We start from the raw sequence: 19,070 nt of genomic DNA, 5'->3' as shown, positions 1-19,070 counted from the left end.
TCCAGGTCGCGCGCCTGGTGGGCTCGCCGCATCAGGGAGTGCCCGCCGCCAGGCGTTCGAGCAACGCTTCGAGGGTATTGAAGCGTTCCTCCGGTCGCTCCATCGGCACCTGGAATTTGAACACCGTCGCGCCCTCGAACTTGTAGCGGTTGGGCTGGCTCTGGATCAGCTTGATGAGCACCATCGGATCGACTTTGGTTTCGGCCGCAAACTCGATGCGACCGCCCTGCGGGCCGGCGTCGATCTTGGTGATGCCGAGCTGTTCCGCCTGCAGCTTGAGCAGTGTCAGGCGCACCAGGTTTTTAGTCGGGTCGGGCAGCAGGCCAAAGCGGTCGATCATCTCGACCTGCAGCTCCTTGAGCCCATCCTCGTCAGTGGCGTTGGCGATGCGCTTGTACAGGATCAGCCGCGCATGGACGTCTGGCAGGTAGTCCTCGGGTATCAGCGCCGGCAGGCGCAGGTTGATCTCCGGGCCGCCGCCCAGCGGCTGATCGAGGTTGGGCTGCTCGCCTTTCTGGATGGCCTTGACGGCGCGTTCGAGCATTTCCATATAAAGGGTGAAACCGACGGCCTGAATCTGGCCGCTCTGGCCTTCGCCGAGCAGTTCGCCCGCGCCCCGGATCTCCAGGTCGTGGGTCGCCAGCACGAAGCCGGCGCCCAAGTCCTGCGCATTGGCGATCGCTTCCAGACGCTTCTGCGCATCATCGGTCATGCCCTTGCGCGGCGGCGTAAGGAGATAGGCGTAGGCCTGGTGGTGACTGCGGCCGACACGGCCACGCAACTGGTGCAGCTGGGCCAGGCCGAACTTGTCGGCGCGTTCGATGATGATGGTGTTGGCGCTGGGCACGTCGATGCCGGTCTCGATGATGGTCGAGGCGACCAGCACATTGAAGCGCTTGTGATAGAAGTCGCCCATCACCTGTTCGAGTTCGCGCTCGCGCATTTGCCCGTGGCCGACGCCGATGCGCGCCTCCGGCACCAATGCGGCGATGTCGGCGGCGCACTTCTCGATGGTTTTGACGTCGTTGTGCAGGTAGTAGACCTGGCCGCCCCGCAGCAGCTCGCGCAGCAGGGCTTCCTTGATGACCGCGTCCTGCTGTTCCATGACAAAGGTGCGTACCGACAGCCGGCGCGCCGGCGGGGTGGCAATGATCGACAGGTCGCGCATGCCGGCTACAGCCATATTCAGCGTGCGCGGAATAGGTGTCGCGGTGAGAGTGAGGATGTCCACCTCGCTGCGCAGCGCCTTGAGTTGCTCCTTCTGGCGAACACCGAAGCGGTGCTCCTCGTCGATGATGACCAGGCCCAGGTTGGTGAACTTGACGTCATCCTGCAGCAGCTTGTGGGTCCCGATGAGGATGTCGACCTTGCCTTCGGCCAGCTCCTGCACCGCGCCCTGGATTTCCTTGGCCGATTTGAAGCGGCTCATTACCTCGACGCGCACCGGCCAATCGGCGAAGCGGTCGCGGAAGCTGTTGTAATGCTGCTGGGCGAGCAGGGTGGTCGGCACCAGTACGGCGACCTGCTTGCCGCTGTGCACGGCGATGAAGGCGGCGCGCATGGCCACTTCGGTCTTGCCGAAACCGACATCGCCGCAGATCAGGCGATCCATCGGCTTGGCCGCGAGCATGTCGCTGCGTACGGCCTCGATGGCTGCCTGCTGGTCCGGCGTCTCCTCGAAGGGGAAGCCAGCGCTGAAGGTTTCATAGTCAACCTGTGGGTCTTGGAATGCATGACCCTTGCGTGCGGCGCGGCGGGCATAGATGTCGAGCAACTCGGCTGCCACGTCGCGGACCTGCTCAGCGGCCTTGCGCTTGGCCTTCTGCCAGGTTTCCGAACCCAGGCGGTGCAGCGGGGCCAGTGCATCGTCGCTGCCGGTGTAGCGGGCGATCAGATGCAGGCTGGAAACCGGCACATAAAGCTTGGCTTCGTCGGCGTACTGCAGCATCAGAAATTCGGCCGACTGACCTTCGATCTCCAGCGTCACCAGGCCCTGGTAACGGCCGACGCCGTGGTCGATATGCACTACCGGCGCGCCTTCGCGCAGCTCGGTGAGATTCTTGATGACGTTCTCGCCGGCGTCGCGGGTCTTCTCGCGGCGGCGACGCTGCATGATGCGCTGGCCAAACAGCGGGCTCTCGGCGATCAAGGCCAGCGCCGGGTCCTGCAGTAGAAGGCCATCGTCGAGCGGGGCGATGGAGATCGCCAGGCGCTCCTGACTAGCGACGAATTGCGGCCAGCCACCGACCTCTTGCGGGCGCAATTTGAGCCGGGCGAGCAGCTCGAGCAATACCTCGCGACGGCCGGCGGATTCGGCGGTGAACAGCACGCGGCCCGGGAATTCCTCAAGGAAGCGCCTCAGCGCGCCCAGCGGCTCGCTGGCCTTGGCGTCGATGGCCAATTCGGGAAAGCGGCTCGCGGCGAAGCGCTCGCGGCCAATGCCGGGCTCAACGTCATCCGGGCCGGCGACCACCCGCGGCCAGGTCTTGAGCCGGGCGAAACAGTCTTCCACCGGGATGAAGAGTTCAGCGGGCGGCAGCAATGGGCGTTCGGGATCGACGCGGCGGTCCTCGTAACGCGTGCGCACGTCCTTCCAGAACTGCTCGGCGGCCTGCTCGATACCGGGGAGCGAGAACACCTGGGTGTCTTCCGGTAAATAGTCGAAGAGCGTGGAGGTCTCGTCGAAGAACAGCGGAAGGTAGTACTCGATCCCAGCCGGCGTGATACCCGTCGACAGGTCCTGGTAGACCGGGCACCGGCGGAAATCGACGTCGAAGCGCTCGCGAAAGCGGGCGCGAAAGCCGGTCACCGATTCCTTCCGGACTGGAAACTCGCGTGCAGGCAGCAGCCGGATGGATTCGACCTTGTCGATCGAGCGTTGGTTTTCGGGATCGAAGGTTCGCAGGGTTTCGATCTCGTCATCGAACAGGTCGATGCGATAGGGGAGGGTGCTGCCCATCGGGAACAGGTCGATCAGGGCGCCGCGGACGGCGAACTCACCATGTTCGTAGACGGTATCGACGCACCGGTAGCCCGCCGCTTCCAGACGGCTGCGCATCTGCTCGACGTCGAGCTTCTGGCCGATGTCCAATACCAGGCTGGAACCGAGCAGAAAGCGCTTGGGCGCCAGCCTGTGTAGCGCCGTGGTGATGGGGACTACCAGTACGCCGTGGTCGAGTTCCGGCAGCTGGTAGAGTGCTGCGATCCGCTGCGAAATGATGTCTTGGTGAGGTGAAAAGACATCGTAGGGCAGGGTTTCCCAATCCGGGAAGTGAAGCACTGGCAGCTCGGGCGCAAAGAAGGCGAGCTCTTCCTGCAGACGCTCGGCGCTCTGGCTGTCGGCGGTAAGGAGAAGGGTGAATCGCTTTGCGTTGCTGGCTGCTTCGGCAATCGCCAGGCTCAGCGCGGCTCCGGGAAGGTTGCCCCATTGTTGCTTGCCGCTGGCGGCAGGCATGGGCGGAAGGCGCAATACGGACACGGGTGGGCGTGGCTCCGGTCGTTAAAAATGGACCGCGAGGATTGTAACTATCCGCGCGGGACGCTGTCAGTGTTTCCGCTGCACAGATTGCCCGCGCTAGGGTGCGCCGGCATAATGTAGCCCCTTTTCTCAGCCCCTACATGTTGGAAGGAACTGCCCGTGACTCAGAAGCCCGACCAGTGTCTTGGTGAATGGATTGATCGAGAAGCCCTCGCCGAAGCGATGATTCCGCTGATTGGTCAGCTGTATCGTAACAACAACGTGGTGACTTCCATCTATGGTCGCGGCCTGATCAACCGTTCGGTGATCGCGCTGCTCAAAGCTCATCGTTTCGCGCGCCATCGCCAGGCCGATGAGGCCGAACTGTGCGTCAACGAAACCCATCAGATTCTCACCACTATGAGCAAGATGGAGCTGGGCGCCGCGTCGGTTGACCTGGGCAAGCTGGTCGCCAAATTCAAGGCCGAGGGCAATGGTCGCAGCCTCGATCAGTTCGTCCGTGACGAACTGGCTGAAGTGGCTGGCAAGCGCAACACCACGGGCGTGCATAAAGGGACCGATGTCGTGCTCTATGGCTTCGGTCGTATTGGACGCCTGCTCGCCCGCATCCTGATCGAGAAGACCGGTGGCGGCGACGGGCTGCGCCTGCGTGCGATTGTCGTGCGCAAGGGCGCCGAGAACGACCTGGTCAAGCGCGCCAGCCTGCTGCGTCGCGATTCGGTGCATGGTCCGTTCGACGGCACCATCCACATCGATGCGGAAAACAACACCATTACCGCCAACGGCAGCCTGATCCAGGTGATCTACTCGAACGATCCGTCGACGGTCGACTACACCCAGTACGGTATCGAGAACGCACTGCTGGTCGATAACACCGGTAAGTGGCGCGATGCCGAAGGTCTCAGCCAGCATCTCAAGTGCCCAGGCGTTGCGCGCGTGGTGCTGACTGCGCCTGGCAAGGGCGAGCTGAAGAACATTGTACATGGCATCAACCATGACGAAATCACGGCAGATGACAAGATCGTCTCGGCTGCCTCATGCACCACAAATGCCATCGTGCCTGTGCTCAAGGCAGTCAACGACCAGTACGGCATCGTCAATGGTCACGTCGAAACCGTGCACTCCTATACCAACGACCAGAACCTGATCGACAACTTCCACAAGGGCAGTCGTCGGGGTCGCAGTGCCGCGCTGAACATGGTCATCACGGAAACGGGCGCAGCCACGGCTGCGGCCAAGGCCCTGCCGGTGCTCAAGGGTAAGCTGACCGGCAACGCCATTCGTGTACCGACGCCGAACGTCTCCATGGCCATCCTCAACCTGAACCTGGAAAAGGCGACGTCGCGCGACGAAATCAACGAATACCTGCGCCAGATGGCGATGCATTCGGATCTGCAGAAGCAGATCGACTTCGTCAGCTCGCAGGAGGTCGTCTCGACTGACTTCGTCGGCTCGCGTTATGCCGGCGTGGTGGATGCCGAGGCGACGATTTGCAGCGACAATCGTGTCGTGCTGTACGTCTGGTATGACAACGAGTTCGGCTACAGCTGCCAGGTGGTTCGAGTGATGGAAGACATGGCCGGGGTCAACCCGCCTGCATTCCCTCGCTAAGCGAATCGCTGCAATAAACGGGAGCTTCGGCTCCCGTTTTGCGTTTTTTGGGTTCGATGGACTGGCGAAGACGTCTTGCTGGCGTCACCCGCGCCATAGATGGTCAATTCCTGCCGCTTGTCCTCAGTCAAAATTTTGAAAGACCTTGGGTGGTCAGTGGCGGGTCACGGCCTCTATAATCGGGCGGATTTCTACCTGGGCCCGCGGCATAGCGTCGCGCTGATATCGCATCAGCGCGTGTTGTGCAATTCAACTTTGCGCTAGACCGCGAGGCTCGTAAAAAAAGCATTCAAAATCAGTGGTTAGGCGAACCGATGATCAATATAAAACGTGGGCTAGATCTGCCCATTGCAGGTGCGCCGGCGCAGCGTATCGAGGCCGGCAGGCCTGTGCGAAGCGTCGCCGTAATAGGGTTTGACTACCCGGGTATGAAGCCGACCATGGACGTCCAGGTCGGCGATCGCGTCAAGTTGGGGCAGGCTTTGTTTTCGGACAAGAAGACCCCCGGCGTGACGTTCACGGCGCCTGGCGCGGGTGTGGTAAGTGCCATCCATCGTGGCGAGAAGCGCGTCCTGCAGTCGGTTGTGATCGACCTTGAAGGCAACGACGAGCTGACATTCAGCCAGTATGCCGAGGCTGAACTTGAAGGCCTGAGCGATGCCCAGGTGCGTGAGAATCTCCAGCAATCAGGGCTCTGGGTCGCCTTGCGTACCCGTCCGTACAGCAAGGTGCCTGCGACCGACGCGGTGCCCCATTCGATCTTCGTTACGGCAATCGATACGCATCCGCTGGCTGCCGATCCTGCTGTGGTGATCGGTGAGCGCATCGCTGAATTCGAAGCCGGTCTGAAGGTGCTTGCACGCCTGGGCAAAGTCTTCCTATGCAAGGCTGAAGGTGCCTCGATCCCCGGTCAGCAGATTGCCAACGTACAGGCCGAGAATTTTGCCGGCCCTCACCCGGCCGGTCTCGCCGGGACCCACATTCATTTCCTCGATCCGGTCAGTGCCAGCAAGAGCGTCTGGACAATCGGCTACCAGGACGTCATCGCCGTCGGTGCGTTGTTCACGACGGGGCATCTGTCTGTCGAGCGAGTGCTTTCGCTTGCGGGCCCCGTGGTCGAAAAACCTCGTCTGATTCGTGCTCGTCTGGGCGCTAATCTTGACGAACTGACGGCCGGCGAACTTCAGTCAGGCGCCAACCGGGTGGTGTCGGGCTCCGTGCTGGGCGGTCGTACCGCGCATGGTGCCTTCGCCTACCTGGGGCGATACCACCAGCAGATCTCCTGCCTGCGTGAAGGCAAAGAACGCGAGATGCTGCACTACCTGCGTGCCGGTGCCGAGAAGCACTCGATACTCAACATCTATATCTCCAAGTTGATGGGCGGCAAGAAGTTTGCCTTCTCGACTTCCACCAACGGCAGCCCGCGGGCGATGGTGCCGGTAGGTAACTACGAAGAGGTCATGCCGCTCGATATCCTGCCGACCCAGTTGCTGCGATCGCTCATCGTCGGTGACACAGAGGTGGCGCAGAAGCTCGGCTGCCTGGAACTCGACGAGGAAGACCTGGCGCTGTGCACTTATGTTTGCGCCGGCAAATACGAATACGGCCCGATCCTGCGGGACAATTTAACCCGTATCGAGAAGGAGGGTTAAGGCATGGGCATTCGCGCATTCCTCGACAAGATCGAGCATCACTTCGAAAAAGGCGGCAAGTATGAAAAGTGGTACGCGCTTTACGAAGCGGCTGACACCTTTCTCTACCGCCCTGGCAGCGTAACCAAGACCACCGCCCATGTGCGCGACGGCATCGACCTCAAGCGGATGATGATCACCGTCTGGCTCTGCACATTCCCGGCGATGTTCTTCGGCATGTGGAACACCGGCTACCAGGCCAACCTGATCTACGCGCAGAACCCGGATCTGCTCGCCGCTCAGGCGGGCTGGCACATGGCGCTGATCAGTGCACTGGCGGGCTTCGACCCGAACAGCCTGTGGGATAACTTCATACAGGGCGCCGCCTACTTCCTCCCGGTGTATGCGGTCACCTTTATCGTTGGTGGGTTCTGGGAAGTCCTGTTCGCCTCGATCCGTAAGCACGAGGTCAACGAAGGATTCTTCGTCACCTCCGTGCTGTTCGCGTTGACGCTGCCCCCGAGCATTCCGCTTTGGCAGGTCGCGCTAGGCATCAGCTTCGGTATCGTGATTGGCAAGGAAATCTTCGGCGGTACCGGCAAGAACTTCCTCAACCCAGCGCTGACGGGGCGTGCCTTCCTCTTCTTCGCTTATCCGGCGCAGATGTCGGGTGACGCGGTCTGGACCGCAGTCGATGGTTTCGCCGGTGCTACGGCCCTGAGCCTGAGCTTCGCTGGCGGCATCGAGAATGTCGTGCAGAGCGGGATTTCCTGGATGGATGCCTTCGTTGGAACCATCCACGGTTCGATCGGCGAGACCAGCACCCTGGCGATCTTCATCGGCGGTGCGGTACTGCTGGCAACCAAGATTGCCTCGATGCGTATCGTCGCGGGCACCATGATCGGTCTGATCGCGCTCAGCACGTTGTTCAACCTCATCGGCTCCGACAGCAACGCGATGTTCGCCATGCCTTGGTACTGGCACATGGCGGTCGGTGGCTTTGCTTTCGGCCTGATCTTCATGACTACCGATCCGGTATCGGCGGCCATGACCAATACCGGTAAATGGGTCTATGGCATCGTCATTGGTGTGATGGTCGTGCTGATCCGTGTCGTCAACCCGGCCTTCCCGGAGGGCATGATGCTGGCGATCCTGTTCGCCAACCTCTGTGCACCCTTGATTGACCATTTTGTCATCCAGGCCAATATCAAGCGGAGGCTGGCACGCAATGTCTAGTCAAAAAGAATCCACTGCCCGTACGCTGGTAGTGGCCCTGTTGGTCTGCCTGGTGTGCTCGGTATTTGTTGCCGGCGCAGCGGTCGCGCTTCGCCCGACTCAGCTTGAAAACCGCCAGTTGGACAAGCAGCGCAGTATCCTGGCAATCGCCGGTCTCGGTGAGGTCGGCATGTCGGCCAATCAGGTCAAGACCTTGTACAGCGAGCGGATTGTGGCTCGCCTGGTTGATCTGGAAACCGGCGAGTTCAGCGATGAGTTCGATCCGAACAGCTTCGACCCACTGGTCGCGGCAAAGGACCCAAAGCTGTCTCAAGCGTTGCCAAGCGAGGAAGATATCGCCTCGATCAAGCGGCGCGAGCGGTACAGCGTTGTCTATATCGTCGAAGAGAATGATTCGATCGATACGCTGATCATGCCCATTCGTGGCTATGGGCTCTGGTCCACGCTGTACGGTTTCATCGCGGTCAAGGGCGACCTAAACACTGTGGAAGGCCTGGGCTTCTACCAGCACGGCGAGACCCCGGGTCTTGGCGGCGAGGTCGATAACCCGAAATGGCGTAGCCAGTGGCAGGGCAAGGAGCTCTTCAACGACGACGGCAAGCTGGCCATTCAGGTGGTCAAGGGTGGCGTCGATCCGCAAAGTCCGCGTGCCGACCACCAGGTCGATGCACTGGCCGGTGCAACCCTGACCAGTAACGGTGTGAACAACCTGTTGCGCTTCTGGCTGGGTGAAGACGGCTTCGGTCCATTTATCGCTAACCTACGCGATGGGGAGGCTTGATCATGTCGCAACCCACTATTAAGGAAGTCCTGTTCAATCCGGTCTTCAACAACAACCCCATCGGCTTGCAGATCCTCGGGATCTGCTCGGCCCTGGCCGTTACCTCCAACCTAAAGACAGCGTTGGTCATGTCCGTTGCGCTGACGCTGGTAGTGGCATTCTCCAACCTGTTCATCTCGATGATCCGCAGCCAGATCCCGGGTTCGATCCGCATGATCGTGCAGATGGTGATCATCGCTTCGCTGGTAATCCTCGTCGACCAGGTCCTGAAAGCCTATGCCTTCAGTCTGTCCAAGCAGCTTTCGGTGTTCGTTGGTCTGATCATCACCAACTGCATCGTAATGGGCCGCGCCGAAGCATTCGCTATGCAGAATCCGCCCATGCTGTCGTTCTTCGATGGGCTGGGTAACGGCCTGGGATACAGCGCTATGCTGATTGCTCTGGGGATCATCCGAGAGTTGTTCGGCGCCGGCAAGCTGATGGGCTACACCATCCTGCCGGTTGTCAACGACGGCGGTTGGTACTTGCCCAACGGCATGATGCTGCTGCCGCCTTCGGCCTTCTTCCTTATCGGCCTGTTCATCTGGGGCATTCGCAGCTGGAAGAGGGAGCAGGTCGAGAAGCCTTCCTTCAAGATGGCCCCGCAAGTCTCGAACAAGGAGGCTTATTAATGGAGCATTACATCAGCCTGTTCGTCCGCGCCGTGTTCATCGAGAACATGGCCCTGGCGTTCTTCCTCGGCATGTGTACCTTTATCGCAATTTCGAAGAAGGTCGAAACGGCGATCGGTCTAGGCATCGCGGTAATCGTGGTGCAAGCCATCACCGTGCCGGCCAACAACCTGATCTACACCTACCTTCTGAAAGCCGGTGCGCTGTCCTGGGCCGGCCTGCCCGAAGTCGATCTCAGTTTCCTTGGGTTGCTTAGCTACATTGGCGTTATCGCCGCCATCGTGCAGATCCTCGAAATGACGCTCGATAAGTACGTGCCGAGCCTCTATAACGCGCTCGGTGTGTTCCTGCCGCTGATCACCGTTAACTGCGCCATCATGGGCGGCACGCTGTTCATGGTCGAGCGTGATTACAACCTGGCCGAGAGCGCCGTGTACGGTGTCGGCTCCGGTTTGTCATGGGCGTTGGCGATCGCGTTGCTGGCCGGCATCCGCGAGAAGCTCAAGTACAGCGACGTACCGGATGGTTTGCAGGGGCTCGGGATCACCTTCATCACCATCGGACTGATGTCGCTGGGCTTCATGTCTTTCTCTGGCGTACAGCTGTAAGGACGGGATGAACTGATGAGTTACGAAATTTTCCTCGCCATCGGCATGTTCACCGCCATCGTGCTCGCGCTGGTAGTGATCATCCTCGCGGCGCGCGCCAAGCTGGTCTCCAGCGGTGATGTGAACATCGAGATCAATGGTGAACGCACCATTACCGTTCCGGCTGGCGGCAAGCTGCTGCAAACCCTGGCCGCGAACAATATTTTCCTTTCATCTGCCTGCGGCGGTGGCGGTACCTGCGCTCAGTGCAAGTGCGTCGTCGAAAGCGGCGGTGGTGAGATGCTGCCGACCGAGGAGTCGCACTTCACCCGCCGCGAAGCCGGGGAAGGCTGGCGCCTGTCCTGTCAGACTCCGGTCAAGGCAGACATGAAGATCGAGGTCCCGGAAGAAGTCTTCGGCGTGAAAAAGTGGGAATGCACGGTGGCGTCGAACCCCAACGTGGCCACCTTCATCAAGGAGCTGACGCTGCGCCTGCCTGAAGGCGAGAATGTCGACTTCCGCGCGGGTGGTTATGTACAGCTCGAATGCCCACCGCACACCGTCAATTACAAGGATTTCGATATCCAGCCGGAGTTTCGCGGCGACTGGGACAAGTTCAATCTCTGGAAGTATGTCTCCAAGGTCGACGAAACCACGATTCGCGCCTATTCGATGGCCAACTACCCCGAAGAAAAGGGCATCGTGAAGTTCAACATCCGCGTGGCTTCGCCGCCGCCGGGGCGTGACGAGCTGCCACCGGGCAAGATGTCGTCCTGGGTGTTCGGTCTCAAGCCGGGCGACAAGGTCACCGTATATGGTCCTTTCGGTGAGTTCTTCGCCAAGGACACAGACGCCGAAATGGTCTTCATCGGCGGCGGCGCGGGCATGGCTCCGATGCGCTCGCACATCTTCGATCAGCTGAAGCGCCTGAAGTCCAAGCGCAAGATGAGCTTCTGGTACGGTGCGCGCTCGATGCGCGAAGCGTTCTATGTCGACGAGTACGACCAGCTCCAGGCCGAGAATGAAAACTTCAAGTGGCACTTGGCGCTGTCCGACCCGCTGCCAGAAGATAACTGGGAAGGGCCGACCGGCTTCATCCATAACGTGCTGTACGAGAACTACCTCAAGGACCATCCGGCACCTGAGGACTGCGAGTTCTACATGTGCGGCCCGCCCATGATGAACGCCTCGGTGATCAAGATGCTTACCGACCTTGGCGTCGAACCGGAAAACATCCTGCTTGACGACTTCGGCGGATAGCATGGTTCTTGCGTCACTACGGCCCGTCATCGTTGTCGCTCTTGCGACAGCCCTGACGGGCTGTCTTTTTCAAGACAAGCTCGAAAGCTTCTCTGGCCCGACGATGGGCAGTACGTACACCGTGAAATACGTGGCCGGCTCTGGGACACCGGACAGGGCGACGTTGCAACGGGACACCGAGGTCATCCTGGCGGATATCGACAAACAGATGTCGACCTACCGTGCGGACTCTGACATCGAGGCCTTCAATGCTTTACCAGCGGGCACCTGTAGCGCAATGCCTGCGGGTGTGCTCGAGCTGGTCCAGGTCGGGCGGCAGCTGTCGGAAGACAGTAAGGGTGCCTTCGACCTGACCGTAGAGCCACTTCTCAACCTTTGGGGCTTCGGTCCACAGGGCAAGGGCGAAGTGGTCCCGACAGCAGAGCAGATTGCAGAAACCATGCAGATCGTCGGGCAGCATCACCTTCGCGTCGAAGGTGGAAAGCTGTGCAAGGACGCAGCCGTCCAAGTCGACTTCAACAGCATCGCTGCCGGTTATGCGGTGGACAGGGTGTCTGCCAACCTGGAGGCTGCGGGCGTGACGAGCTACCTGGTCGAGATCACAGGTGAACTGAGGGCTCAAGGTCACAAGCCCGACGGTATGCCTTGGCGCGTGGCTATCGAAGCGCCGCACGATAATGAGCGCGTGGCGCAGCGGATCATCGAGCTGGACGGCCTGGGCGTCTCGACATCTGGAGACTACCGCAACTACTTCGAGCGTGACGGCAAACGCTACTCGCATACGCTCGACCCGCAGACAGGCGCACCGATCGAGCATCGGCTGGCTGCGGTGACGGTCGTGAATGAATCGACCTTGATGGCGGACGGATTGTCTACCCTGCTCATGGTCCTTGGACCCGAGCGTGGCTTGGCTTACGCGTCCGAGCGGGATTTAGCGGCGTTCTTCGTGATTCACGAAGGGCAGGAATTCATCAGTAAGAGCACCGGCGCCTTCGACGGGTTGTTCGGTGCGGGAGCAGAGCAATGACCTGGTTACTGGTATTCATGATCATGCTGCTGGTGGTCTTTGGTATGGCCATAGGCGTGATCATGGGGCGCAAGCCTATCGCAGGTTCCTGTGGTGGCATCGCCAATCTTGGGATCGAGAAAGAGTGTTCGATCTGTGGCGGCAGCCGCGAGAAATGCGAGGAAGTGAACGAACAGGCGAAGCAGGGCGCTAAAGCAGATCTCGCATACGACGCGACCAGACGCTGAGCCTTGGCTCGAATCATCGCCTCCAGTGATCGAGGCGTATCGCGATGCGCTGGCATGTCCTTGTGTTGGCGCACAAGCGTTGCCTGAATCAATCGATTTTTGATAGTTGCGGCAGTAATGCCTGCCGCGTCAGGGGTGAATATGGCGGTTTACAACTACGACGTGGTGATACTGGGTTCCGGACCTGCCGGAGAAGGGGCCGCAATGAACGCGGTCAAGGCGGGGCGCAAGGTAGCGGTCGTCGACAGCCGCCCCCATGTTGGCGGCAACTCAACTCACCTCGGCACCATTCCGTCGAAAGCGCTGCGCCATTCGGTGCGGCAGATCATGCAATACAACACCAACCCCTTGTTTCGGCAGATCGGCGAACCGCGCTGGTTTTCCTTCCCAGATGTACTGAAAAGCGCTGAAAGCGTTATTGCCAAGCAGGTCACCTCGCGCACCGGTTACTACGCGCGTAACCGAATCGACCTCTTTTTCGGCACCGCGAGCTTTGCCGATGAGCAGACCGTTGAGGTCGTCAGTGCCAATGGTATGGTCGAAAAGCTTGTAGCAAACCAGTTCATCATTGCGACAGGCTCACGTCCCTACCGCCCGAACGACATCGATTTCACGCACCCGCGCATCTATGACAGCGACACCATCCTGACCCTTAGTCACACACCGCGTCGGTTGATCATCTACGGAGCAGGCGTCATTGGTTCTGAATATGCTTCGATCTTTAGTGGTCTTGGCGTGCTGGTCGATCTCATCGACAACCGTGACCAGCTGCTTAGTTTCCTCGACGACGAGATCTCCGATGCGCTGAGCTATCACTTGCGCAATAACAATGTACTGATTCGCCATCGCGAGGAGTACGAGCGTGTGGAGGGTGTCGACAACGGGGTGATCCTGCACCTCAAGTCAGGCAAGAAGATCAAGGCAGATGCGTTTCTCTGGTGCAACGGTCGCACCGGTAATACTGACAAGCTGGCACTCGAAAACATTGGGCTGAAGGTGAACAGTCGCGGGCAGATCCATGTCGATGAGCATTACCGTACCGACGTCGGCAATATCTATGCGGCGGGGGACGTGATCGGTTGGCCGTCACTGGCAAGTGCGGCTTATGACCAAGGCCGCTCCGCGGCGGGAAGTATTGTGGATAACGACAGCTGGCGCTTCGTCGATGACGTTCCGACTGGCATCTACACCATCCCGGAGATCAGCTCGATCGGCAAGAACGAGCGTGAGCTCACCGAGGCCAAGATTCCTTACGAAGTTGGCAAGGCATTTTTCAAGAGCATGGCCCGGGCGCAGATATCGGCCGAGCCGGTTGGAATGCTGAAGATCCTGTTCCACCGCGAATCCCTGGCGGTGCTGGGCGTGCACTGCTTCGGTTACCAAGCTTCGGAAATTGTCCATATCGGTCAGGCAATCATGAACCAGCCCGGCGAAGCCAATACCATCAAGTACTTCATCAATACGACGTTCAACTATCCGACCATGGCCGAAGCCTATCGCGTCGCCGCGTTCGACGGCCTCAACCGGCTTTTTTGAGCGGCTCCGACCGGTGGCCTGAGCCGGTCGGAGATGATCCCCGGACGTGGCGCTGGCCCAACCGGGAAAGTTTCTAGTTCAGGTACGCAAGCCGCCTCCATGCGACTGGTCCGGTTCAGCCCCTGCTGCGCAGGGTGCTGACCGCCAGTTCAGGGTAGTCGGTGATCAGGCTGTCTACGCCAAAGTCGGAGAGTCTGCGCATGAGCGCAGGCTCGTTGACCGTCCAGACCGAGACGTGCAAGCCATGCTGCTGCGCCTTGGCGATGCGTTCCGGCGTGCACAATGTCCATTTCAGGACAAGGTATTCGCACCCGTATTGCTTGGCCACCTTGATCGGGTCGAGCCAGGCGTACTCCGCGACCAGTCCGCATGAAAGCTCTGGTGCCAGCCGCTTGAGCGCCCTGAGCACCTCGCGTGAGCCGGAGGTGACGGTAATCTTGTCAAGCAAACCGTAGTGGTTGGCAAGCGCCCGGATCGCCTGTACCGAGCGTGCGGCCCGTACGCGCGAGGCGCTCTTGACTTCCAGTTGCCAGTGCTCGAAGTCACACTCTTCGAAGAGCTCCGCCAAGCGCGGGATGGGGCAGGGCTGCTTCCAGCCGGGGCCGCCCTGGCGTGCGTCATAGCGGACCAGGTTGTCGGCCTCCTGCTCGGCGACTTTGCCGCGTCGACCGGTCGTGCGTTTGAGAGTGGGGTCATGAATCACCATCAGCTCGCCGTCCTTCGACAAATGAAGGTCCAACTCGCAACGGCGCACGCCGTCCTCAAGGCATCGCTTGAAACCGATCAAGGTATTTTCGGGGGCTTCGCCCTTGGCGCCTCGGTGGCCATAGATGAGTGTCACGATACGTTTCTCGCTGTACTAGGGGTGCTGGCCCGCGGTGACGGGTTGACGGTGTCGAACGCTGTCGATGACCCGGTCGCCTTCGAAATAGACCGAAAATTCCCGATAGTCCCACCGGGTGATCGGAGGCCGGCCGACGGCTGGATGCTCTTCGTCCGCGAGGCCAAAGTGATCCAATACCCGGTTCTTTGAATCCCCACGGGCGGGCATCTCGATATTCGGTAGTCCTTGCTGGCCGACCGGTATTCGGACGACCTCGGCGTTGGCTGCAGTGCAGAGCAGAAGAGCGATCAAAGAGGGGAGGAAGCGCATGTTCAGGTTCCTTGCAGGGTTTCTCTAGCCAGGCGCCGTTGTGTCGCCTGTTTCTGCAGGATATGGCGCGCCAGGAGTTGTCGCTGTGCATCAGTCAGCGCTTCGAAAGACGTACCGATGGTGAAGCGTCCGTCACCCATTGCCTGGCAGCTGGCAATCCGCGCTCGCAGCAGCATGCCAAGCCCCTGCGGCATCAGCATGAACTTGAGTAGCCAGATCGAATCTTCTTGCAGCGGTTGATCATGGACGAAACTGATGCCGCCTTCTGAGAGGATTACCTCTCGTGTCGAGTCGATGTCGTTCAACAGCGTCTGAGCCAGCGCCTGGCCAACGAGATCGATACGCTTGTTCTGCACCTTGAGATAGCTCGCCAGGGTGCGGTTACGTTCGCTAATCTGGCGTATCAGATGCTGCGCCTCGAACTCCAGTTGATTGAGTTCGGCGAGCAGGTCGAACAATTTTTCGGACCCACCCTGAACGGCTGTCATAGCCCGGTCCGGAGGCAGGATTTCCAGTGCGATGACGTCCTCGATGCGATAGTATTCGCGTCGATCTTCAATGTCTTCGGTAGGCATGTCAGTCCCTGGGCTGCAGTGATGGCTTGATTGTATCAGCCTGCGTTGCCGCGTCATTCAGCTTGTTCCTCGTCAGCGAAAGCGAACCCGTCGATTTATGTTCAGACCGCTGTCCGTGTATATCGGGGCGCGTTACACACGCGCCAGACGTCGCAGCCTCTTCGTCTCCTTCATCTCATTCACGTCCATGATCGGATTGGCGCTTGGTGTGCTGGTGATGATCGTCGTTCTCTCGGTGATGAACGGCTTCGATCATGAAATGCGAACGCGCGTGCTGGGCATGGTCCCGCATGCCACGATCGAAAGCCCGGTGCCGATCGACGACTGGCGTACCTTGGGCGAACGATTGGCAGCGCATCCCCAGGTCGAAGCGGTGGCGCCTTTCATTCAGATGCAGGGGTTGTTGACCAACCAAGGCCAGGTCAGCAAGACCCTGATCAATGCGGTTGACCCGCAGCTTGAAGGGCAGGTTTCGATCATCGGGCAGTTCTTTCAGGAAGGCTCGCTCGAAGCGCTCGAACCCGGCGAGTTCGGCATCGTGCTGGGCGATAATGCCGCACGTAAGCTCGGCGTCGGCGTTGGCGACAAGGTGACGTTCGTCGCGCCGGAGGTTTCGGTCACGCCCGCTGGCGTGTTTCCCCGCATGAAGCGTTTCACTGTGCAAGGCATCTTCCATGTCGGCGCTGGCGAGATCGACGGCCACGTAGCGATGGCCAACATATCGGATCTGGCTCGGCTGCACCGCTGGCGGCCTGACCAGGTGCAGGGATTGCGTTTGCGCTTCGCCGATCTGTTCCAGGCGCCGCGAATCGCCTGGGAACTGGCGGGCGGTCTCGGCGAGGATTTCTACTCGCGTGATTGGACCCGAACGCACGGCAATCTCTACCAGGCGATTCGTATGGAGAAGGCCATGATCGGCCTGCTGCTGTTGCTGATTGTCGCCGTCGCTGCGTTCAACATCATTTCGACGCTGGTGATGGTCGTCACCGACAAGCGGGGCGATATCGCCATCCTGCGGACGCTGGGAGCGACGCCACGGCAGATCATGGCGATCTTTATGGTGCAGGGCACTGTGATTGGCGTCGTCGGCACGCTGGTAGGGGCGCTGCTTGGTATTTTCGCTGCGCTGAATGTCAGCGGGTGGATAGCGGCCCTGGAGCGCCTGATCGGCCATAAATTTCTCAACGCCGATGTCTATTTCATCGACTATCTACCGTCTCGGGTGATGACGGCGGATGTCGTCCAGGTCTGTGTCGCAGCTCTTGTCCTGAGTTTTCTCGCCACCCTGTACCCGGCCTGGCGCGCAGCGCGTACCCAACCGGCCGAGGCGCTACGTTATGAGTGAGCTGGTTATGAACGAGTGGTCACCGGAACAGGCGGTGCTCAGCTGCCGCAACCTCGGCAAACGCTACGAGCAAGGCCCCGAGTCGGTCAGTGTGCTGTCTGATCTGCAGCTCGAGCTCTACCCGGGCCAGCGAGTCGCCATTGTCGGTAGTTCTGGTTCCGGCAAGAGTACTTTGCTCAACCTCCTGGGTGGTCTCGACACGCCCAGCGAAGGAAGCGTCTGGCTGGCCGGTGAGGAGCTGTCCGCGTTGAGCGAGAAGGATCGCGGTCTGTTGCGCAACCGTGCGCTGGGATTCGTTTATCAGTTCCATCACCTGCTACCCGAGTTCACCGCGCTGGAAAACGTCTGCATGCCGTTGCTGATCGGCAAGGTGCCGATCCCCGAAGCGCGCCGCCGATCAAGCGAACTGCTCTCGCGCGTCGGCCTCGGGCATCGTCTCGCCCACAAACCCGCCGAGCTGTCCGGCGGCGAGCGCCAGCGTGTGGCCATTGCCCGGGCGCTGGCGAACCAGCCGGCCCTGGTCCTGCTGGATGAGCCCACCGGGAACCTCGATCACCATACGGCACAGGGCATACAGGACCTGATGCTCGAACTGAGCGTGTCGTTGCGTACCGCGTTTCTGGTCGTGACACACGATCCACAGCTCGCCGGGCAGATGGACAAGGTACTGCGCCTCGAAGATGGTCGCCTGGTGGAGGCGTGATGTTCAGACCCTTGAGCCTCTTCATTGGCAGCCGCTACACGCGCGCCAAACGTCGTAATCACTTCATTTCGTTCATCTCGTTGACATCCATGATCGGTCTGGCGCTTGGGGTGCTGGCGATGATCATGGTGCTTTCGGTGATGAACGGCTTTCAGCGTGAGATGAGCAACCGCATCCTCGGGATGGTGCCTCACGCCGTAGTTACAGGGGCAGGGCAGCCGCTGGACGACTGGCGGGCCATAGCCGAGCGACTCGATACCCATCCTCAGGTCTTGGGCGCGGCGCCGGTCACCCAGCTCGAAGGGATGTTGTCGTTCAAGGGCAACATGCAGCCCATCGAGATCAACGGGATCGATCCGCAGGCCGAAACGCAAGTCTCGATCTTAGGATCGAAGATGGTTGGAGGGCGTCTGGACGACCTTCGTCCCGGTGAGTCCGGCGTCATCATCGGCCTGATGACGGCGCGTCGGTTCGGTTTGAGGATTGGCGACAAGCTGACGCTCATCGTGCCGGAGCTTAGCGATGCGCCGGGTGGGATCACGCCGCGCATGCAGCGCTTAAACGTGGTCGGCGTGTTCAAGGTCGGTGCTGAACTGGACGGTAGTCTGGCCATGATCCATCGTGCCGATGCCGCGCGCATCCAGAAGTGGAATGCCGAGCAGGTCGAGGGCGTCCGGGTCCGGCTGGCCGATCTCTACCGAGCTCCAGAGGTGGCGGGTGAGCTGGTGGCGATGATGGGTGAGGGATATGGCGCGCGTGATTGGTCGCTGACTCAGGGCAGCTTGTTCAGCGCGATGAAGATGGAGAAAACCATGATCGGCCTGCTGTTATTGCTGATCGTTGCGGTGGCCGCGTTCAACATCATTGCGACGCTGATCATGGTGGTCGCTGACAAACGGGCTGATATCGCGATTCTACGGACGTTGGGCGCAACGCCACGCCAGGTCATGACCATTTTCATGGTACAGGGCAGCATCATCGGTCTGACCGGGACGCTCATCGGCACCGTGCTTGGCGTCATGGGGGCACTCAACGTCAGCGCGCTCGTCGGCTGGTTGGAGCGCGTCACCGGGCAGCACATCTTCAGCTCGGACGTCTACTTCATCAACACGCTGCCATCCGAATTGCGTCTTGAAGATGTCGTGCTGGTGACACTGGCGGCCTTGCTGCTGAGCTTCCTTGCGACGCTCTATCCCGCTTGGCGCGCGGCCCAGACACAGCCGGCCGAAGCCCTGCGCTACGAATAGGC

The 19,070-nt window shown here is 60.2% G+C and carries 17 protein-coding genes; 13 read left to right on the top strand and 4 right to left on the bottom strand.

What is annotated here, in order from left to right; translation table 11 throughout:
• Positions 1 to 31: 31 nt before the first annotated feature.
• The gene (gene mfd, locus KXR72_RS04880; RefSeq protein ID WP_437419953.1) at positions 32 to 3,478 is read right to left on the bottom strand and encodes a transcription-repair coupling factor; all 3,447 of its coding nucleotides are present in this window, start codon (positions 3,476 to 3,478) and stop codon (positions 32 to 34) included.
• A 159-nt stretch (positions 3,479 to 3,637) separates the two neighbouring features.
• Here mfd and KXR72_RS04875 point away from each other — a divergent pair, with 159 nt between their 5' ends.
• From KXR72_RS04875 to sthA, 10 genes are all read left to right on the top strand, one after another.
• Positions 3,638 to 5,089 (top strand): glyceraldehyde-3-phosphate dehydrogenase, encoded by a 1,452-nt coding sequence (locus KXR72_RS04875; protein WP_437419952.1) that lies wholly within the window; start codon positions 3,638 to 3,640, stop codon positions 5,087 to 5,089.
• Between the two features lie 314 nt (positions 5,090 to 5,403).
• Positions 5,404 to 6,741, top strand: a complete 1,338-nt coding sequence (locus KXR72_RS04870) for a Na(+)-translocating NADH-quinone reductase subunit A (RefSeq protein WP_437419951.1) — start codon at positions 5,404 to 5,406, stop codon at positions 6,739 to 6,741.
• A 3-nt stretch (positions 6,742 to 6,744) separates the two neighbouring features.
• Complete coding sequence (locus tag KXR72_RS04865) at positions 6,745 to 7,956, top strand: NADH:ubiquinone reductase (Na(+)-transporting) subunit B (RefSeq protein WP_437419950.1); 1,212 nt, start codon at positions 6,745 to 6,747, stop codon at positions 7,954 to 7,956.
• Complete coding sequence (locus KXR72_RS04860; RefSeq protein WP_437419949.1) at positions 7,949 to 8,737, top strand: Na(+)-translocating NADH-quinone reductase subunit C; 789 nt, start codon at positions 7,949 to 7,951, stop codon at positions 8,735 to 8,737. Before KXR72_RS04865 ends, KXR72_RS04860 begins: the two co-directional genes overlap by 8 nt.
• The gene (locus tag KXR72_RS04855; protein WP_437419948.1) at positions 8,734 to 9,408 is read left to right on the top strand and encodes an NADH:ubiquinone reductase (Na(+)-transporting) subunit D; all 675 of its coding nucleotides are present in this window, start codon (positions 8,734 to 8,736) and stop codon (positions 9,406 to 9,408) included. Before KXR72_RS04860 ends, KXR72_RS04855 begins: the two co-directional genes overlap by 4 nt.
• On the top strand, positions 9,408 to 10,016 hold the full coding sequence (gene nqrE / locus KXR72_RS04850; protein ID WP_437419947.1) for an NADH:ubiquinone reductase (Na(+)-transporting) subunit E: 609 nt from the start codon (positions 9,408 to 9,410) through the stop codon (positions 10,014 to 10,016). Before KXR72_RS04855 ends, nqrE begins: the two co-directional genes overlap by 1 nt.
• Before the next feature lie 12 nt (positions 10,017 to 10,028).
• A complete protein-coding gene (gene nqrF / locus KXR72_RS04845) occupies positions 10,029 to 11,255 on the top strand; it encodes an NADH:ubiquinone reductase (Na(+)-transporting) subunit F (RefSeq protein WP_437420379.1) in 1,227 nt (408 codons plus the stop codon).
• A 1-nt stretch (position 11,256) separates the two neighbouring features.
• Entirely contained in the window at positions 11,257 to 12,282 is a 1,026-nt protein-coding gene (locus KXR72_RS04840; RefSeq protein ID WP_437419946.1) for an FAD:protein FMN transferase, read from the top strand.
• Positions 12,279 to 12,509 (top strand): (Na+)-NQR maturation NqrM, encoded by a 231-nt coding sequence (gene nqrM / locus KXR72_RS04835; RefSeq protein WP_437419945.1) that lies wholly within the window; start codon positions 12,279 to 12,281, stop codon positions 12,507 to 12,509. Before KXR72_RS04840 ends, nqrM begins: the two co-directional genes overlap by 4 nt.
• Before the next feature lie 141 nt (positions 12,510 to 12,650).
• The gene (gene sthA, locus KXR72_RS04830; RefSeq protein WP_437419944.1) at positions 12,651 to 14,045 is read left to right on the top strand and encodes a Si-specific NAD(P)(+) transhydrogenase; all 1,395 of its coding nucleotides are present in this window, start codon (positions 12,651 to 12,653) and stop codon (positions 14,043 to 14,045) included.
• Between the two features lie 115 nt (positions 14,046 to 14,160).
• Here sthA and KXR72_RS04825 read toward each other — a convergent pair whose 3' ends face one another.
• The 3 genes from KXR72_RS04825 to KXR72_RS04815 are packed head-to-tail and all read right to left on the bottom strand — an operon-like array spanning position 14,161 to position 15,773.
• On the bottom strand, positions 14,161 to 14,886 hold the full coding sequence (locus KXR72_RS04825) for a glycerophosphodiester phosphodiesterase (RefSeq protein WP_437419943.1): 726 nt from the start codon (positions 14,884 to 14,886) through the stop codon (positions 14,161 to 14,163).
• 18 nt (positions 14,887 to 14,904) lie between these two features.
• Positions 14,905 to 15,198, bottom strand: a complete 294-nt coding sequence (locus KXR72_RS04820; RefSeq protein ID WP_437419942.1) for a phosphodiesterase — start codon at positions 15,196 to 15,198, stop codon at positions 14,905 to 14,907.
• Between the two features lie 2 nt (positions 15,199 to 15,200).
• The gene (locus KXR72_RS04815) at positions 15,201 to 15,773 is read right to left on the bottom strand and encodes a PilZ domain-containing protein (protein WP_437419941.1); all 573 of its coding nucleotides are present in this window, start codon (positions 15,771 to 15,773) and stop codon (positions 15,201 to 15,203) included.
• Positions 15,774 to 15,870: 97 nt separating this feature from the next.
• On the opposite strand from KXR72_RS04815, the gene KXR72_RS04810 reads away from it, so the two are divergent.
• The 3 genes from KXR72_RS04810 to KXR72_RS04800 are packed head-to-tail and all read left to right on the top strand — an operon-like array spanning position 15,871 to position 19,068.
• Entirely contained in the window at positions 15,871 to 17,118 is a 1,248-nt protein-coding gene (locus tag KXR72_RS04810; protein WP_437419940.1) for a lipoprotein-releasing ABC transporter permease subunit, read from the top strand.
• 7 nt (positions 17,119 to 17,125) lie between these two features.
• Positions 17,126 to 17,821 (top strand): lipoprotein-releasing ABC transporter ATP-binding protein LolD, encoded by a 696-nt coding sequence (lolD, locus tag KXR72_RS04805; RefSeq protein ID WP_437420378.1) that lies wholly within the window; start codon positions 17,126 to 17,128, stop codon positions 17,819 to 17,821.
• Complete coding sequence (locus KXR72_RS04800; protein WP_437419939.1) at positions 17,821 to 19,068, top strand: lipoprotein-releasing ABC transporter permease subunit; 1,248 nt, start codon at positions 17,821 to 17,823, stop codon at positions 19,066 to 19,068. Before lolD ends, KXR72_RS04800 begins: the two co-directional genes overlap by 1 nt.
• The last annotated feature ends 2 nt before the right edge of the window (positions 19,069 to 19,070 follow it).

Origin of the sequence: Stutzerimonas chloritidismutans (assembly GCF_051486945.1) — a bacterium.
GTDB lineage: Bacteria > Pseudomonadota > Gammaproteobacteria > Pseudomonadales > Pseudomonadaceae > Stutzerimonas > Stutzerimonas chloritidismutans_B.
This window is presented reverse-complemented; position numbering and strand designations above follow the sequence as displayed.

Bases quoted from the DNA above. Each gene is read 5' to 3' on its own strand.
- KXR72_RS04870 (WP_437419951.1), top strand. From the start codon at position 5,404: ATGATCAATATAAAACGTGGGCTAGATCTGCCCATTGCAGGTGCGCCG.
- KXR72_RS04840 (WP_437419946.1), top strand. From the start codon at position 11,257: ATGGTTCTTGCGTCACTACGGCCCGTCATCGTTGTCGCTCTTGCGACA.
- KXR72_RS04810 (WP_437419940.1), top strand. From the start codon at position 15,871: ATGTTCAGACCGCTGTCCGTGTATATCGGGGCGCGTTACACACGCGCC.
- KXR72_RS04860 (WP_437419949.1), top strand. From the start codon at position 7,949: ATGTCTAGTCAAAAAGAATCCACTGCCCGTACGCTGGTAGTGGCCCTG.
- KXR72_RS04865 (WP_437419950.1), top strand. From the start codon at position 6,745: ATGGGCATTCGCGCATTCCTCGACAAGATCGAGCATCACTTCGAAAAA.
- nqrE (WP_437419947.1), top strand. From the start codon at position 9,408: ATGGAGCATTACATCAGCCTGTTCGTCCGCGCCGTGTTCATCGAGAAC.
- lolD (WP_437420378.1), top strand. From the start codon at position 17,126: ATGAACGAGTGGTCACCGGAACAGGCGGTGCTCAGCTGCCGCAACCTC.
- sthA (WP_437419944.1), top strand. From the start codon at position 12,651: ATGGCGGTTTACAACTACGACGTGGTGATACTGGGTTCCGGACCTGCC.
- KXR72_RS04820 (WP_437419942.1), bottom strand. From the start codon at position 15,198: ATGCGCTTCCTCCCCTCTTTGATCGCTCTTCTGCTCTGCACTGCAGCC.
- KXR72_RS04800 (WP_437419939.1), top strand. From the start codon at position 17,821: ATGTTCAGACCCTTGAGCCTCTTCATTGGCAGCCGCTACACGCGCGCC.
- nqrM (WP_437419945.1), top strand. From the start codon at position 12,279: ATGACCTGGTTACTGGTATTCATGATCATGCTGCTGGTGGTCTTTGGT.
- KXR72_RS04815 (WP_437419941.1), bottom strand. From the start codon at position 15,773: ATGCCTACCGAAGACATTGAAGATCGACGCGAATACTATCGCATCGAG.